16 protein-coding genes and 1 tRNA gene are annotated in these 15485 nt (G+C 31.6%); 3 read left to right on the forward strand and 14 right to left on the reverse strand.

Annotated elements, in window-relative coordinates:
* Nucleotides 1-244: 244 nt before the first annotated feature.
* The 11 genes from ACWJKP_RS00385 to ACWJKP_RS00435 form a co-directional block, all read right to left on the reverse strand.
* Nucleotides 245-1663 carry an IS1182 family transposase gene (locus tag ACWJKP_RS00385; protein ID WP_224578694.1) on the reverse strand — a complete coding sequence of 473 codons (1419 nt, stop codon included), beginning with the start codon at nucleotides 1661-1663 and terminating at the stop codon, nucleotides 245-247.
* 241 nt (nucleotides 1664-1904) lie between these two features.
* Nucleotides 1905-3614, reverse strand: a complete 1710-nt coding sequence (ptsP, locus tag ACWJKP_RS00390) for a phosphoenolpyruvate--protein phosphotransferase (RefSeq protein WP_165414900.1) — start codon at nucleotides 3612-3614, stop codon at nucleotides 1905-1907.
* Between the two features lie 93 nt (nucleotides 3615-3707).
* Complete coding sequence (locus ACWJKP_RS00395) at nucleotides 3708-3974, reverse strand: HPr family phosphocarrier protein (RefSeq protein WP_165414899.1); 267 nt, start codon at nucleotides 3972-3974, stop codon at nucleotides 3708-3710.
* A 102-nt stretch (nucleotides 3975-4076) separates the two neighbouring features.
* On the reverse strand, nucleotides 4077-5447 hold the full coding sequence (locus ACWJKP_RS00400; RefSeq protein WP_165414898.1) for a PTS fructose transporter subunit IIC: 1371 nt from the start codon (nucleotides 5445-5447) through the stop codon (nucleotides 4077-4079).
* A 33-nt stretch (nucleotides 5448-5480) separates the two neighbouring features.
* Entirely contained in the window at nucleotides 5481-5927 is a 447-nt protein-coding gene (locus ACWJKP_RS00405; RefSeq protein WP_165414897.1) for a PTS sugar transporter subunit IIA, read from the reverse strand.
* A gap of 15 nt (nucleotides 5928-5942) precedes the next feature.
* On the reverse strand, nucleotides 5943-6872 hold the full coding sequence (gene pfkB, locus ACWJKP_RS00410) for a 1-phosphofructokinase (RefSeq protein WP_165414896.1): 930 nt from the start codon (nucleotides 6870-6872) through the stop codon (nucleotides 5943-5945).
* A gap of 14 nt (nucleotides 6873-6886) precedes the next feature.
* Nucleotides 6887-7648 (reverse strand): DeoR/GlpR family DNA-binding transcription regulator, encoded by a 762-nt coding sequence (locus ACWJKP_RS00415; RefSeq protein WP_165414895.1) that lies wholly within the window; start codon nucleotides 7646-7648, stop codon nucleotides 6887-6889.
* Between the two features lie 233 nt (nucleotides 7649-7881).
* On the reverse strand, nucleotides 7882-8112 hold the full coding sequence (locus tag ACWJKP_RS00420; protein ID WP_165414894.1) for a (2Fe-2S)-binding protein: 231 nt from the start codon (nucleotides 8110-8112) through the stop codon (nucleotides 7882-7884).
* 20 nt (nucleotides 8113-8132) lie between these two features.
* Nucleotides 8133-8573 (reverse strand): nucleoside deaminase, encoded by a 441-nt coding sequence (locus tag ACWJKP_RS00425; protein ID WP_165414893.1) that lies wholly within the window; start codon nucleotides 8571-8573, stop codon nucleotides 8133-8135.
* Between the two features lie 140 nt (nucleotides 8574-8713).
* A complete protein-coding gene (gene ltrA, locus ACWJKP_RS00430) occupies nucleotides 8714-10123 on the reverse strand; it encodes a group II intron reverse transcriptase/maturase (RefSeq protein ID WP_224578726.1) in 1410 nt (469 codons plus the stop codon).
* 454 nt (nucleotides 10124-10577) lie between these two features.
* Nucleotides 10578-10654: transfer RNA gene (locus ACWJKP_RS00435), tRNA-Arg, on the reverse strand.
* A 182-nt stretch (nucleotides 10655-10836) separates the two neighbouring features.
* Here ACWJKP_RS00435 and ACWJKP_RS00440 point away from each other — a divergent pair.
* The 3 genes from ACWJKP_RS00440 (at nucleotide 10837) to ACWJKP_RS00450 (ending at nucleotide 13886) form a co-directional block, all read left to right on the forward strand.
* Nucleotides 10837-11151 carry a phasin family protein gene (locus ACWJKP_RS00440; protein WP_165414906.1) on the forward strand — a complete coding sequence of 105 codons (315 nt, stop codon included), beginning with the start codon at nucleotides 10837-10839 and terminating at the stop codon, nucleotides 11149-11151.
* 221 nt (nucleotides 11152-11372) lie between these two features.
* Complete coding sequence (locus ACWJKP_RS00445; RefSeq protein WP_165414905.1) at nucleotides 11373-12974, forward strand: ABC1 kinase family protein; 1602 nt, start codon at nucleotides 11373-11375, stop codon at nucleotides 12972-12974.
* A gap of 27 nt (nucleotides 12975-13001) precedes the next feature.
* Complete coding sequence (locus ACWJKP_RS00450) at nucleotides 13002-13886, forward strand: phosphatidylserine decarboxylase (protein ID WP_165414904.1); 885 nt, start codon at nucleotides 13002-13004, stop codon at nucleotides 13884-13886.
* Between the two features lie 197 nt (nucleotides 13887-14083).
* Here the strand turns inward: ACWJKP_RS00450 and ACWJKP_RS00455 are convergent, their stop codons facing one another.
* From ACWJKP_RS00455 to ACWJKP_RS00465, 3 genes are all read right to left on the reverse strand, one after another.
* Nucleotides 14084-14515, reverse strand: coding sequence for an ATP-binding protein (locus ACWJKP_RS00455; RefSeq protein ID WP_224579235.1), 432 nt, complete (start codon nucleotides 14513-14515; stop codon nucleotides 14084-14086).
* A gap of 28 nt (nucleotides 14516-14543) precedes the next feature.
* Complete coding sequence (locus ACWJKP_RS00460; RefSeq protein ID WP_224579113.1) at nucleotides 14544-14849, reverse strand: DUF6444 domain-containing protein; 306 nt, start codon at nucleotides 14847-14849, stop codon at nucleotides 14544-14546.
* A gap of 283 nt (nucleotides 14850-15132) precedes the next feature.
* A complete protein-coding gene (locus ACWJKP_RS00465; protein ID WP_165414902.1) occupies nucleotides 15133-15381 on the reverse strand; it encodes a hypothetical protein in 249 nt (82 codons plus the stop codon).
* Between the last annotated feature and the right edge of the window lie 104 nt (nucleotides 15382-15485).

A 15485-nucleotide genomic window follows, 5' to 3' on the forward strand; every position in this document is an offset into this window, starting at 1 on the left:
TCTCCTTTTATATTAATATTTCGTCATTTTTTCATAAGACCACTAATACAGATAATAAAAAATCAAGTTTTAAATTGAACTTGACTCTCTATATAAGTCTTATAACAATTGTGTATGACTATGATAAAAAAGTAAAGATAAATATTTAAAATATAAATAAATAGAGAACTCTATATTATAGAGTTCTCAGGTTGTTTACAAACCCAGTATAATTTTTTTATTATACTGGGCTTTTTACATGCAATTATGCGATAGCATTTTGAGTTATGGATAAATTTAAAATAACAACTATGTTCTTAGTTAGAAAATCAAAAAACCTTAAAGATAGCAGGCTAGCTATCTTTTTCATATTCTGCACTGCTGCTGTAAGCAGACACTGCTCTTGCACATTTTCTAATCCACGCATATGGCAATAGCGAAGCCCATGCAGTTGTTTTGAATCTGCGAAGCTTCGCTCTATAGTTTCTTTTCTTCTTCTATATATATTTCTGCCTTTATCTGTTCTGGTGAACTTTACAACATCTTCTTTATACGTTTCCCAAACATGTCTTCTAATAGTTTTAAACTTGCTTTTTGCAGAAAAGCATTGAGCTCTGTTTGGACATATGTCGCAATATTTTGCATTACCAACATATTCTTTATATCCTTCTCTTGTTGTTGTTTTATAATGTAAAGCCCTTAAGTCAGGGCATACGTAAATGTCCTGCTCTTTAACATATTGGAATTTATTTTTTGTGTACATTCCTTTTGTATGTGGAGACCTACGGTATCCCATTACAGATTTTAATTCCCTCTCATATAGTTTTTTACATATAAGATTTGTAGCATAACCAGCATCTGCACCAACATATTTTGTATTAAAATTAAACTTTTTTATTTGCACATCTAATCTATCGATATAAGGATCAACATCATTTATGTTTCCAGGAGTAACATACACATCAGTAATTATATTATGTCTGCTATCGACAGTTCTGTGATCTAAATATGAGAAGCCTTCCGGCTTGCCATCTCTCATCATATATCCACTGTCGGGGTCGGTTGTGCTAACTTTAGTTTCTTTTATTTTGGTAACAGGTTCTTTTTCTTTTAAAGGTTTTTTACCATGGTTTATTCTATCTTCTTCCACTGCTTTATTAAGTTCAGCTACATATTCTTTCGGCGTTTTTTCAACTTCAATTTTCACAAGCTTTCGCTTATTAGCATTTGCTTTTAGGTGTGTAGAATCTGTGTAAAGTATTTTACCGGTTACCATCTTAAGATTTATAGCCTTAAATACTACTTCGTCAAATATTTTTTGAAACACATCTGTTCCTTTAAATCGTCTACGTCTATTTTGGCTAATTGTTGAATGATCTGGAATAGTATCAGTAAGACTTAGCCCTAGGAACCATCTATAAGCCACATTTACTTCAATTTCCTTTACAAGTTGTCGTTCAGATTTTATTCCAAATAAGTACCCAATAAACAGCATTTTAAAAAGTAGAATGGGATCTACGCCAGGTCTTCCATTATCTAAGCAGTAATATTTTTTAGTCAGTTCTCTTATAAAAGAGAAATCCATGTATTTATCTATATTTCTCAAAATATGGTCTTTAGGAACTAAATCTTCTAAATACACCATTTCTAGTTTTTGTTGTGTGAAGTTTTTTTCATTAATCATAATAATGCCCTCCGAATTATAAAGTTTGTATACTATATATATTCGACATTGATGTCCTAAAATCCTTTTTGAATATGAAAAAAACACTCCAATTTTAAATTAGAGTGTTTTACATTTTATGTTTGTCAACGGTCTGAGAACTCTATATTATAGAGTTCTCTATTTATTTTAAAAACATCCTAGTAAATTAGAATAAATAACGAATCATTATACTAATCCATTTTTTTATATTCCGTATTTACTATTTTATGTTTATGCTTTTTTCTATAAATTCTTCAACTTCTTCAGCTGTTGGTAAATTAACAACTTGCTCCGCTAAACTTCTCATTTCGCCTTGAGATATATTTCTAATAATTCCTCTTGCTCTTAAAATAGATATAGGACTCATGCTAAATTTATCTAATCCCATTCCAATTAGAATAGGTACTAATTTAGGATTCCCTGCTACTTCGCCACACATACCAACCCATTTATTTTCTTTATGAGCATTATCTATAACCATTTTTACGAGCCTTAGTAGAGCTGGATGAAATGGAGTATATAAATGTGATATTTTTTCATTCATTCTATCTACCGCAGTTGTATATTGAATAAGATCATTAGTTCCTATACTAAAAAAGTCTACCTCTTTGGCTAATAAATCAGAGATAATCGCTGCTGCAGGTATCTCCATCATAATTCCCACTTCTAAATTACCATTAATTTTTATATTTTCCTTTTTTAAATCATTTTTTACTCCTTGCAAAATACCCTTTGCTGTTCTTAATTCTTCAATACTAGAAATCATAGGAAACATTATTTTAATATTTCCAAAGGTACTAGCTCTTAATATAGCTCTTAATTGCGTTTTAAATATATCTACCTTATCTAAGCAAACTCTTATAGCTCTATATCCTAAGAACGGATTCATTTCCTTCGGTAACTTCAAATACTCTAATTCCTTATCTCCACCAACATCTAAAGTTCTAATAACCACAGGTTTATTTTGCATTTTTTCTGCAACTTCTTTGTATACTGCATATTGTTCTTCTTCAGTAGGTGCTGAATCCCTATCCATATATAAAAACTCAGATCTAAATAAGCCTACCCCTTCACAATCATTATTGATAACACTTTCTAAATCTTTTGGAGTTCCTATATTAGCAGCTAATTCTACTCTTACTCCATCTGTAGTTATGCTTTTTTTCCCTATTAGTAGGTTTAACTCTTCTTTATTTTTATTATATTCAGCTTTTTTCTCTTTATAAATATTAACTATTTTTTCTTCTGGATTAACATATATCAATCCCTCTTCGCCATCAAAAACAATTAAATCTCCATTTTTTACTTTCTTAGTTATATCTTTTACCGCTACTATAGCTGGTATTTCTAAAGTCTTAGCCATTATAGCAGAATGTGAAGTTCCTCCACCAATTTCCGTTATAAACCCTAAAACCTTGTTTTTATCTATCTGTGATGTATCTGAAGGAGTTAAATCGTGAGCTACAATTATAACCTCATTAGCTAATTCTTCAAAATTAACCTCTTCAATGTTCATCAATTTTTTCATAAGTCTACTTGTTACATCCTTGATGTCTGCTGCTCTTTCTTTCATATATGCATTATCCATATTTTCAAACATAGAAATGAACATTTCTGAAACCTCTTTTAGTGCCCACTCAGCATTAACTTTATCATCTTCAATTTTTTTCTCAATCTGGTCAAGCATTTCTGGATCTTCTAATATCATTAAATGAGCTTCAAATATGTTAGCTTCCTTTTCACCTAACTTTTTCAATACGTTATTATATATATTCTGAATTTCACTCTTACTATTTTCCATAGCAGTCTTAAATCTTTTAATTTCTTCTTCATAACTCGAAATCTCTTTCTTCTCTATAATCATTTTCTTTTCTTCTTTTAATATTACTTTTCCTATTACTATTCCAGGCGAAACTCCAATGCCTTTCATTAAATAACCTCCTAATAAGTTAAATTCACTCCTTATAGCAATCTTAAATACTTTACTACCTTAGGAGTGAATTTCACTTTATATATGATTTTTTTAAAGGTTTATAATTTCTTTTTCAATTACTATTCTTAATTCCTCTACAGCCTTAACTTCATCGTCTCCATTAGCAACAATTTTGAGTTTATCGCCTTTTGTAGCTGCCATGCTTAATATATTTATTATACTTTTTGCATTATACTTTTCTTCATCCTTAATTAAAGTTATATGTGAAGTAAACTTTGATGCTTTTTTAGCAACAATGCTTGCTGGTCTAGCATGCAACCCTTGCTCGTTCATCAACACAATTTCAACTTCGTACATAAAAACATCCCCTTTTTAATTTTTATTTTACTTATTTTTATAATTTACACGCTACTCTATATCCCATATAAATACAATGATTTAATCCATTAATACTTTGAATTATTTAACAGCATCCTTCTTTAATAAAAGAATCATAAGAGATGTTACCATTGTACCAACTACTATGGATACTATATATCCACCTAGATTAGAAACTGCATTAGGAATAAATAATACGAATATTCCACCATGAGGAACTGCTAACCCTGCTTTAAATAGCATAGATAGTAATCCAGTAGTTGCTGAACCCACCATTAATGACGGTATCATTTTAAATGGGTCTGCTGCAGCAAATGGTATCGCACCCTCTGTTATAAACGCAGCCCCTAGTGCCCAAGCAGCTTTCCCCGCTTCTCTTTCTTGTAATGTGAATTTTCTTTTTGCTATAACTGTTGCAAGCGCTATTCCTAGCGGAGGAGTCATCCCTGACGCCATTACTACTGCCATTACCATAGAAGTTTGGCCCGCAACTATAGTTCCCGCTCCAAAAGCATAAGCAGCCTTATTAATTGGTCCACCCATATCAATAGCCATCATTAAGCCAATAATAATTCCGAGTAAAGCTGAGTTTGCTCCACTTAAATTACTTAACCAACTGGCCATTCCGGTATTTATTATACCTACAGGTTTTCCTATAACATATATCATTACAAGTCCTACTACTAATGAAGATAAAACCGGTAATACTAAAACCGGCATTAAGCCCGCTAATGATTTTGGTAGTTTTATTGTTTTCTTTAAGAAAACAATAGTATAACCCGCTAGGAAACCTGCTATAATTCCCCCTAAAAAGCCTGCACCTGAAGATAGTGCAATCATACCGCCAACCATACCTGGTACAAGACCTGGTCTATCCGCTATTGAGAACGCTATAAACCCTGCCAATATTGGAATCATAAGCGCCATGGCTGAATCTCCACCAATTTGCATTAAAGCTGCTGCTATACTACCTTCTTCTTTAAAAGCTAGTATTCCAAAAGCAAATGAAATTGCAATTAGAATTCCCCCCGCTACTACGAAAGGAATCATATAAGAAACCCCTGTCATAAGATGCTTATAAGGACCTTTTTTCTCAGTAGTTTTTTCTTCTTTAATATCACTGACTTTTTCTGAAACTTTTTTATTTTCTACTTTTATATCTATCGCTCTTTGTATAAGCCCCTTTGGGTCTTTAATTGCATCTTTTACCCCAACTTCAATTATAGTTTTTCCTGAAAAACGTTCCTTTGAAACGTTAGTATCTGCTGCAATTATTACTACTCTAGCTTCCTTTATATCTGACTGCGTCAACTGGTCTTCTGCACCTACCGAGCCTTGAGTTTCCACCTTAATCTCTACACCCATTTCCTCTCCTGCCATTTTTAGAGCTTCAGCCGCCATATAGGTGTGCGCTATTCCCGTTGGACACGAAGTTATAGCTACATATTTCATGAACTCTCCTCCTTTTAAATTGTCGGCTAATGGTTATTTTTCTAGTAAAGTAATTATTTCTTCAGGGCTACTAGCGTTCATCAAACTATCTCTTAATTCTTTATGCATCAATTTTCTAGAAATTTGGCTTAATATCTTTAAATGCTCATTACTTGATTCTTCTGGTACAGCTATTAAAAAGAATACATGAGCTAGCTCATCATCCATAGACTTATAGTCAATGCCGCCTGTGCTTCGTCCAAATACCAATGCTGGCTCTTTAACTCCACTACTTTTACCATGGGGAATTGCTATTCCCATACCTATACCTGTTGAAAATTCTTTTTCTCTATCTATTACAGCTTGTAGATATTTATCTTTATCTAGTAACTTACCATTTTCATCTAAAATTTTTACCATCTCATTTATTACAGCCTCTTTTGTTTTACTAGTAAGCTCAAGTTTAATTAGATTAACACTTAATAATTCAGTTATATTCATTAATAATCATCCTTTCTATAGGTAATTTATAGTTACTTGCTTTTTTAGTTTCTCTATGTCAGCAAATCTTCCTGTTTGTGTTCCCTCAGTCATTACATTAGCTGTGCTTGTTGCACATGCTAACTTTATAGTTTCTTCAAAGCTATAATTATTCTCAATTGCTACAGCCATTGCTGCGACCATAGAATCTCCAGCCCCTACTGTACTTTTAACTTCTACCTTTATACCATTTACTTTTGCAACTTTATCACGACTTATGAATATAGATCCTTCTGATCCTTTCGAGATCACTACATATTTTACTCCATACTCTAATATTTTTTTAGCAGTTTCAATAATTTCATCTTCGCTATTAATGCTGACACCAAAAGCTTTTTCAAGTTCGTCAATATTTGGCTTTACTATATATGGACCAGCTTTAATTCCCTGCATTAACACATCGCCATCTGCGTCCAATATAACCTTGCCACCCTCGCTTTTTATATCTTTAATTATTTCACCGTATATATCACCGCGCATTCCACTTGGAACGCTACCTGAAAGAACTACTAGAAAATTTCCCTGGCAATATCCCATGATTTTCTGTTTTACATTAGTAATATCTTCTTCCACTAAACTAGGACCGCTTTCGTTTATATCTGTATGTGTATTATTAATCTTATCAAAAATCTTTAAATTAGTCCTAGTTTCACCTTTAACAGATAAAAATTCATTATTAATATTTAAATCATCTAAATAATCTTTTATTTGATTTCCACTGTTTCCACCTAAAAAACCTAAAGCTAAACTTTTATGCTGTAATTCTTTAATAACTTTAGATACATTGATACCTTTACCTCCAGCATCAATTCTTGTAGACACAATTCTATTAACACTACCAATTTTAAATTCATCTATTTCAATGGTTTTGTCTATTGCTGGGTTTAGCGTTACTGTTATTATCATTTTTTCACCGCCATTTATTTTGCTGTCATAATTTGTACACCTTTTTCTTCAAACTTTTCTAATAATTCATTATCTAATTGATTATCCGTTATTATTATATCAACCCTATCTAAATCAACGATTTTGGCAAAATAAATTGTACCAAATTTAGTATGGTCACATAATAATATAGTTTGCTTTGCAATTTTTATCATTTCTCGTTTTGTGCTCGCTTCAATAATATTGGGAGTAGTTAGCCCATTAATAATGCATACACCATTAGACCCCATAAATGCTTTATCTACTCTGAAATTTTTAAGTGTATTATCTGCTACTGGTCCTACCATAGCTCTCGTTTCCCATCGCAATGTACCTCCAGTAACAATCACCTCTACATCCTGTTTTTTAGAAAGTTCATAGGCTACATCTACAGAATTTGTTAAAACCGTTATATCTTTAGCTGTTATATACTTAGCAATACTAAGAGTAGTCGTCCCTGCATCTATTGCTATAGTATCTCCATCTACTATCATTGATGCAGCAATCTTTCCAACAGATTCTTTTTCATCATAAAACTTATCTACTTTTTCTGAAAAAGTTGGTTCAAATTTAGTATTGCGGTTTAGTATAGCCCCCCCATGTACTCTTTTTATAAGTTCATCTTCTTCCAATTCTTGAAGATCACGTCTAATTGTAACTTCTGATACTTCATATAGCTGCGACAAATCGCATACTTTTACTTTTCCATACTTATTTAAACTATCTAATATTTTTGATTTTCTTTCTTCAGCAAACATAATTTCAATCTTCCTTTTATCATATTTGGGATAACAATGTACGTTTGTATTCGTATTTGTTTCATTTGCTTTCGCTTGTGTTCATTTTAATATATTATGATAACGTTGTCAAGCTATATAAACTATTTTAAATTTTATAATTCTAGACATATGAATAAAAATATCCTTCAAAAACAAAAACGAAACCCTTTGGCTTCGCTTTCATTATATCGAGCTATATAGTTTTTCGCCTATTATGCGTTATTTTGTTCTTTCTCTAATTCTTGTTTTAGTATTTCCTCAATTTTAGGAGTACATCTATTACCATTGCATCCGCCTGTTCCCGCCCCTGTAGCTTTTTGAACTTCCTCTACAGTTCTTGCACCATTTTGTATAGCTTTTTTTATTGTAGACCTCGGTATTGCCTTACATAAACATGTTTTTGTAATTTTATCCATTATTTCATTGTTTATATTCTGTTCCATGATGTTTTCCTCCTTTTACACTATCTTTTATCTTTAAAAAAATCAGTCAATAAATTACCACATTCCTCCGTGTATAACCAATTTATTTCTGTCCAGTGATTTAAATCATCATTTTGAAGAACATTTATAACTGACCCACAAGCCCCTACGCTAGGATCAAAGATGCCTATATATAATTTACTTATCCTAGACTGTAATATAGCACCTGCACACATAGGACAGGGTTCTAACGTTACGTACATGTCACATCCAGTTAATCTCCAACTTCCTATTACTTCACAGGCTTTTTTTATAGCTAAAACTTCTGCATGGGCCGTAGCATCTTGAAGCGTTTCTCTGAGGTTGTGCGCCCTAGCAATTATTACATTGTCTTTAACTATAATTGCACCTACAGGTACTTCCCCTAGTAATAGTGATCTTTTAGCTTCTTTTAATGATTCATTAATAAAATGTTTTTTCATTTAAACCCCTTTGTTATATAAATAATTACTTTTAATAATTTTTATTTCCCGGTAATCGAGTAGGAGCTAAATAATTAGTTTATTTAGCGACCTCTCACACCACCGTGCATACCGTTCGGTACACGGCGGTTCAATAAGAATTAATGTTTTAATAAATATGTCTCAGATATAGAAACTAATCCTATATTTTTAAGGTATTTATTGGTCAATGTTTTGTTTAATATAGGGCTATTGGATGTTCTCCAATAGCTCTTCCTTGTGTTTGTATATTGCCAGGCTTTATTCTTGTTCAAGCCTAATTTAACAAGGTTTTTATATTTGGTTTTAATCTTTTTCCATTGTTTCCAAAAACACATTCTAATCCTTCGCCTTAACCATTCATCAAGTGTTTTGAGAATGCTTTTAATATCTGCGATAGCAAAATAATTTACCCATCCAACTATCACTTGCTTAAGTTTCATAAATCTATATTCCATGCTCATCGCATTACTTCTTGAAGTTAATTCCTTTAGCTTTGCTTTGAATTTACTTATAGGTTTTTGAGGAACTCTCATTCTGTATTCACCTTTTGCTCGGTAAAACGAAAATCCTAAAAATTTAAGTTTCCAAGATCTATCTACTGTACTCTTTTCTTTATTCACTTTAAGCTTTAATTTTTCCTCAATAAATCTTGTAATACTCTTCATTACTCTATTTGCTGATTTCTCACTTTTAACATATATATTAGCATCATCAGCATACCTACAAAAGTTTAGTCCTCGCTTTGTTAGTTCTACATCAAGTTCATGTAACATTACGTTACTCAATAATGGGGACAAGGGTCCACCTTGAGGTGCTCCTTCTTCAGTATTCATAAATACCCCATTTATCATCACTCCACTTTGTAGATACTTTCGTATCAGAGAGATTACTCTACTATCTTTAATATCTTCCGATAGTATCCTTATTAATTTATCGTGATTTATCGTATCAAAGTATTTAGAAAGGTCTATATTTACTGTCCATGTATGTCCAGCATTAATATATCCCCTACATTTTTCAACAGCTTGCTTTGCACTTCTTAAAGGTCTAAAACCATAGCTATTATCTGAAAATTTGTTTTCATATATTGGTATTAGAACTTGTGAGATTGCTTGTTGAACAACTCTATCTACTACAGTAGGTATTCCAAGTAGTCTTATTCCCCCATCAGGTTTGGGTATTTCCACCCTTCTTACTGCTTGAGGTCTATATCTGTTTTCCAGTAATGATTGCCTTAATTCTTGTCCATGCTCTTTTAGGTGTTGTAGAAGTTCATCTACCGTCAACCCATCAATACCATGACTTCCTTTATTTGCTTTTACTCTTTTATATGCTTTATTCATATTATCTCTCGACGATACTTGTTCGAGTAAATCATTACCGTATCTATTCACATCGTTTCTTCCTTCTTCTGACATAGGAGAAATACTATGCACTTCTACGTTACCTTTAAGTTCCACTTTATTCTCTCGTAGAGAGCCTTCTTTATGAAGTTGTCTGCTTTCATCATATTTCTTCGTATCTTTCAAAATTTCAAAACCTCCTATTGTTCAGTCCTTCCCACGCTAACGCGTTTAGCATGGTACTATGACGTCTGCTGACTTCTGATAGTTCAGCCATACATCACTGTATAGTTTGTTATTTCTAAATTCATATCCACAACTTACCTATCAGATCTCCCCGGGTAAGAACGCAATCTTTCACTCCATCTATCTGCTACATTTACATCGCCTGTTTCGAATAGTTTTGGGCTTCATTTTGTATTGCAAACTTACCCACAAGCATATGCCTTATATGTAGTTTCTGTTCGTCAGACCAGAGTTTCGCCGCCGACTTCCTTCAGATTCCACCTCGCGGTGGACACCCTTGTCTTAAGCTATGCACTTGGCACTATTAACCCGTGCTAGGGACTTTCACCCATTAGATTGCGCCCATGCCGGGCGCACAATAAAAAAACTAGTAAAGTATTACTTTACTAGTTTTTGGTGCACACGAGAGGAGTCGAACCTCCGACCTTCCCCTTAGGAGGGGGACGCTCTATCCAGCTGAGCTACGGGTGCATATTTTATTTCTACCTAACCATAATATTACACTTTTATAAGTATGTCAACCTATAGATAAATTAAAACACAAATTTTATATTAATTATTAAAAATCTTATAGTGTTTATTTATTATTAGAATTTTAATACAGTTAATAGTATATACTGTATACTATATACTATTAACTGGAGGTGTTCTAATTGAATAATGATATAAAAATTTTTTTCCTCGCTGGACTAGGATCTGCAGCATATACTTATGAAAAAGCTACGAATCTAATAGATGATTTTGTACAAAAGGGTAAATTAACCTTAGAAGAGGGTAAGAATTTATCTGAAGAACTAAAAAGAACTGTAAAAGGAAAAAAAGAAGAATCTAAAGTTTTTACAAAAGAAGAAAAGCCTTTGACAAAAGAAGATATGTTATTACTTCTTTCAGAAATGAGCTTTGCAACTAAAGAAGATATTGAAACTTTGAATAAAAGATTATCAAATTTAGAAACCCTTCAGCCATAAATTCACAAATGAAAGTCAAATGAAAGTCCTGCTATTATTTCAGGAATTCTATTTTCAAGTGACATCTCAGATGGAAACTTAACTGCTTTTATAAGTAGGTTTCCATACTATAATAAAGCTAAAATTTCAGCGGGTGTATAAATCCCCTTCTGGAATCATTAATATTTCATCACCGCAGGTGATGAACAACTGCGAAGTTGGTGATTTAAGTGAGGTATAAAATGCGACGTAATTCTGTTAATCGATTTAGAACAATTATCAAAGTTCTTGGCTCTTATGGCTTTGGATATATTATAGACTCTAAATTTAACAAACAAAATAAACTCCCTGAAAATTTAAGGAAAGCCTTTGAAGAGCTTGGCCCTACTTTTATAAAGATTGGCCAAATATTGAGTACTAGACCAGATTTATTACCCTCAGCTTATATAGTAGAACTATCAAAGCTCCAAGATAGCGTACTTCCAGAAAACATTGAAACCATAAAAAAAGTATTCTTTGATCAATTTGGAAAATCAACAACTGAGTGTTTTCAAAAGTTTTACGAAGAACCTTTAGCCTCTGCATCTATATCTCAAGTGCATAAGGCTACCTTAAAGGATGGTAGGGATGTAGTAGTTAAAATACAAAGACCAGATATTGCAAAAAAGATGAAATTAGATATTTCTATACTCGTTCGTATAATAAAATTCACAAAAACAAAATTCTCTGATTCACCAATTGACCCTGAAGAAGCCTTACATGAAATACTTTTAGCAACTGAACTTGAGCTTGATTTTAACAATGAAGTTAAAAATATAAATAACTTTAAAAATCTCAACAAAGATGTTGCATTTTTATATGTACCTTACGTGGTTCAAGATTTATCTAGTACTAGGGTTTTAACCATGGAAAGAATTTATGGCTTTAAAGTAGATGATATGAAAAAGCTCCTAACTTTTCATTATGATCTTGATGATTTAGGTAAGAAATTAGCTTTATCTTACTTAAAACAAGTTCTACAAGATGGCTTTTTTCACGGAGATCCACACCCCGGAAATATATTTATATGCGAAGGTAAAATTTGTTTTATTGACTTTGGAATTATGGGGAGTCTCTCAAATTCATTGAAATCAACACTAAATGATATGATATCAGCTGTTGTTCTTAATGACATAAATAAAATGATTTCATCTCTTTTATCTATAGGAATAAAAAAGGGCTATGTAGATAGAAATAAACTATATGAAGACTTAGATTATCTAATTGTAAATTATCTTTCAGTTTCTTTAAACAACATTCAGATTTCCGTTATGCTCTCTGAAATCTTTAATATAGCTAAACAAAACAATATTCGTCTGCCTCGTGATTTTACACTTCTAATAAGAGCTCTTGTAATTTTAGAAGGTGTAATAGCAAGTATCGCTCCTGATATAAAAATAATAGATATAGCTATCCCTTATGTAAAGGATAATAATAAATTTTCTTTATTAAAAAATCTAGATTCTAATACTTTACTTATTTATACATATTCATTTATAAAAGATTCATTTAAACTTCCATCAAAAATTATAGAATTATCTGAAAGTCTAATAACGGGAAGAGCTAAACTTCAATTAGAACATAAAAATTTAAACGCTCCTATAAATGAATTAAATAAAGGTATAAACCGATTAGTTTTTGGCCTTATTATTTCTTCAATGATTATAGGATCTTGTACAATTTTAAATTCTAATATAGGGCCTAAAATATATAATATATCACTTATTGGTATAACTGGTTTTTTGGCTGCGGCATTTATGGGCTTTTGGTTATTAATCTCTATAATAAAATCCGGCAAATTATAATATAAACTATAAAAACGAGGTATTTTTATGATTAAGTATTACAATAGAAAACAAAATAAATATGAAATTGAAAAGGTCGCTGGTGAAAAGTATTTAAATTGGTCTTATTCCTCTCCTTCTGGAAAAGGACTAGTTGAGTTATTACTTAAGAAAAAGCTATTTTCAAAATTATATGGTTATTACTGCGACACAAAAATAAGTTCTAGAAAAATCAAAGATTTTATTAAAGATTTTGATATTGATATGTCTTTATACACTAAGACTTATAATGAGTATTCGTCTTTTAATGATTTTTTTATAAGACCTTTAAATACAAGTGCCCGAATAATTGATAAAAATAATAATGCTTTAATCTCGCCTTGTGACGGCAAAATTTTGGCTTACAATAATATTAACTTGAATGATTTAGTCCAAGTAAAAGGCTTTACTTATTCCCTTAAAGAACTACTCCAAGATAATGAAGTATACAATTTGTACGATGGAGGTACCTGCTTAATCTTTAGATTATGCCCAACTGATTATCATCGCTTTCATTTTATTGATGATGGGGTCTGTGGCGATACAACTAAAATCAAAGGTCATTATTATTCTGTAAACCCCATAGCCTTAAAAAATGTAAAAAAATTGTTTTGTCAAAATAAAAGAGAATGGAGTATTTTTCACTCAGATAACTTTGGTGATGTTATTTGTATGGAGGTTGGTGCTACTTGCGTAGGTTCAATTCTTCAAAGTTATAGTACAAATTCCAAAATTACAAAAGGAGAGGAAAAAGGATACTTCAAATTCGGTGGTTCCACTGTAATCCTATTTTTAAAAAAAGATGCTGTAAAAATTAATAAGGATTTACTAAACCAAACACAATTAGGTTTTGAAACTTCTGTATTAATGGGAGAAAAAATAGGACTGAAATAACTTTTCAGCCCTATTTTTTATTATATATTAAATATCGCATGTTATTATGTGTAATCTTAATAGTTTCATACTCATTAAAATCCAAGAATCCATCTAACTTTTCAATCCAATCTTTCATTTTCATTGACATCTGTTATTGGCAAGTACTTTTGGAGAGATTTCGGCAAACAATTTTACTGAATTATTTCCAGTTAATTCTAAAATATAGATTTTCTATGTTCAAGTCTATAGCTCTTCCCAATCATGTTAAACAGTTCACATCTATAAGAAATTCTATCCAATACAGCTGTTGTTAAAGCCGGGTCTCCTAAGAGTTCTACCCATTCCTCAAATCCTTTATTAAAAGTTATAATTAGTGAAGCCTGTTCACGAAGTGATGATATTAATTGAAAAAACAGATTGGCTTCATCTCTAGTTATTGGAAGATACCCGACCTCATCGATTATAACGAGTCTTGAAGAAAGAATTCTATTGAGTTTACCTTTGCTTTTTCTTGATATTTGTTGAGTTTTTAAAATATGCATGAGATTATCCATAGTTACAAAACTTACCTTGTAACCTGCCTCAACAGCTTTGTAACCTAATGCTATAGCCGTGTGCGACTTCCCATTATGGAAAGCCTTGCATATGCCATTGAAACTAAATCACGTCTTCCTCTTAGAGAATTTTACCTTCAACACCAGATAACTTGCAGCAACAGCTACAAGTTTTTTTTCTTATATCTATAATATTATTAGGATTATCAATTTTTAAAAGGGTATTTCCAATATGGCCAGCCTGCCCTCCTGAGGACCTACCGGTCTTTGTTCGACTATTTGAAGACTTTTTATTATTATTTGTTGACGGTGGCTTGCTGCTATTATTGCTATTTTTATTATACATGGTTTCTAATTCAATATTCCTTGCAAGAAGCATTGTATTATCGTGCCTAAGTGAGTTTATTAAATGATTTAAGTTAATCACTTCAACATTGAGATTACTATTTTTGTTTACTAACTAGCTATTCATTTCTTTCAGTAAAGTAATAATTTCAGTTATACCATTATTATAATTATTAACTGTTGTACCATCCATCTAATATTCACCACCAATCAAATCGTATTATTAATCTCTCTGGTAGCATATTCGACATAGGATACCCAAAATCCTTTTTGACAATATAAGGATTTTATTGATTTGCAATGGCTGAGTAGTAACCAAAAAAGAATGAACTAGATTTTTTTACACAAATCCAGCTTCATTCCCATTATTCCTTAATAATCGCGTATATACTTGATGTAAAACCCACTAAAACAATTACGAGTCCTAATAAATTTAATGCAAATGCCTCATTTCCGCCCCCACCAATTCCAATGACTGCCACTCCAACAATAGTAACTTCTATACCTATTAATATTAGCTGGATTGAAGTCTTGTTTTTTGTATATTTATCTAAAATGACTATAGTTAAAAGTATTGGAATAAGCAAAATAACAATAAAAATTAAAGCTGCCATAAAAATATCCTCCTCTTCGAATAAAAAACATAATACTATACAACTGAGCAATACCAATTGCAATAACAAATTGAACTAATTTCTATTTATGACCTAAATCGTTG

This window comes from Clostridium sp. CM037 (assembly GCF_055081095.1).

Excerpts from the sequence above, each read along its gene's own strand:
- ACWJKP_RS00385 (WP_224578694.1), bottom strand. The coding sequence starts at position 1,663 with ATGATTAATGAAAAAAACTTCACACAACAAAAACTAGAAATGGTGTAT.
- ptsP (WP_165414900.1), bottom strand. The coding sequence starts at position 3,614 with ATGAAAGGCATTGGAGTTTCGCCTGGAATAGTAATAGGAAAAGTAATA.
- ACWJKP_RS00395 (WP_165414899.1), bottom strand. The coding sequence starts at position 3,974 with ATGTACGAAGTTGAAATTGTGTTGATGAACGAGCAAGGGTTGCATGCT.
- ACWJKP_RS00400 (WP_165414898.1), bottom strand. The coding sequence starts at position 5,447 with ATGAAATATGTAGCTATAACTTCGTGTCCAACGGGAATAGCGCACACC.
- ACWJKP_RS00405 (WP_165414897.1), bottom strand. The coding sequence starts at position 5,927 with ATGAATATAACTGAATTATTAAGTGTTAATCTAATTAAACTTGAGCTT.
- pfkB (WP_165414896.1), bottom strand. The coding sequence starts at position 6,872 with ATGATAATAACAGTAACGCTAAACCCAGCAATAGACAAAACCATTGAA.
- ACWJKP_RS00415 (WP_165414895.1), bottom strand. The coding sequence starts at position 7,648 with ATGTTTGCTGAAGAAAGAAAATCAAAAATATTAGATAGTTTAAATAAG.
- ACWJKP_RS00420 (WP_165414894.1), bottom strand. The coding sequence starts at position 8,112 with ATGGAACAGAATATAAACAATGAAATAATGGATAAAATTACAAAAACA.
- ACWJKP_RS00425 (WP_165414893.1), bottom strand. The coding sequence starts at position 8,573 with ATGAAAAAACATTTTATTAATGAATCATTAAAAGAAGCTAAAAGATCA.
- ACWJKP_RS00445 (WP_165414905.1), top strand. The coding sequence starts at position 11,373 with ATGCGACGTAATTCTGTTAATCGATTTAGAACAATTATCAAAGTTCTT.
- ACWJKP_RS00450 (WP_165414904.1), top strand. The coding sequence starts at position 13,002 with ATGATTAAGTATTACAATAGAAAACAAAATAAATATGAAATTGAAAAG.
- ACWJKP_RS00465 (WP_165414902.1), bottom strand. The coding sequence starts at position 15,381 with ATGGCAGCTTTAATTTTTATTGTTATTTTGCTTATTCCAATACTTTTA.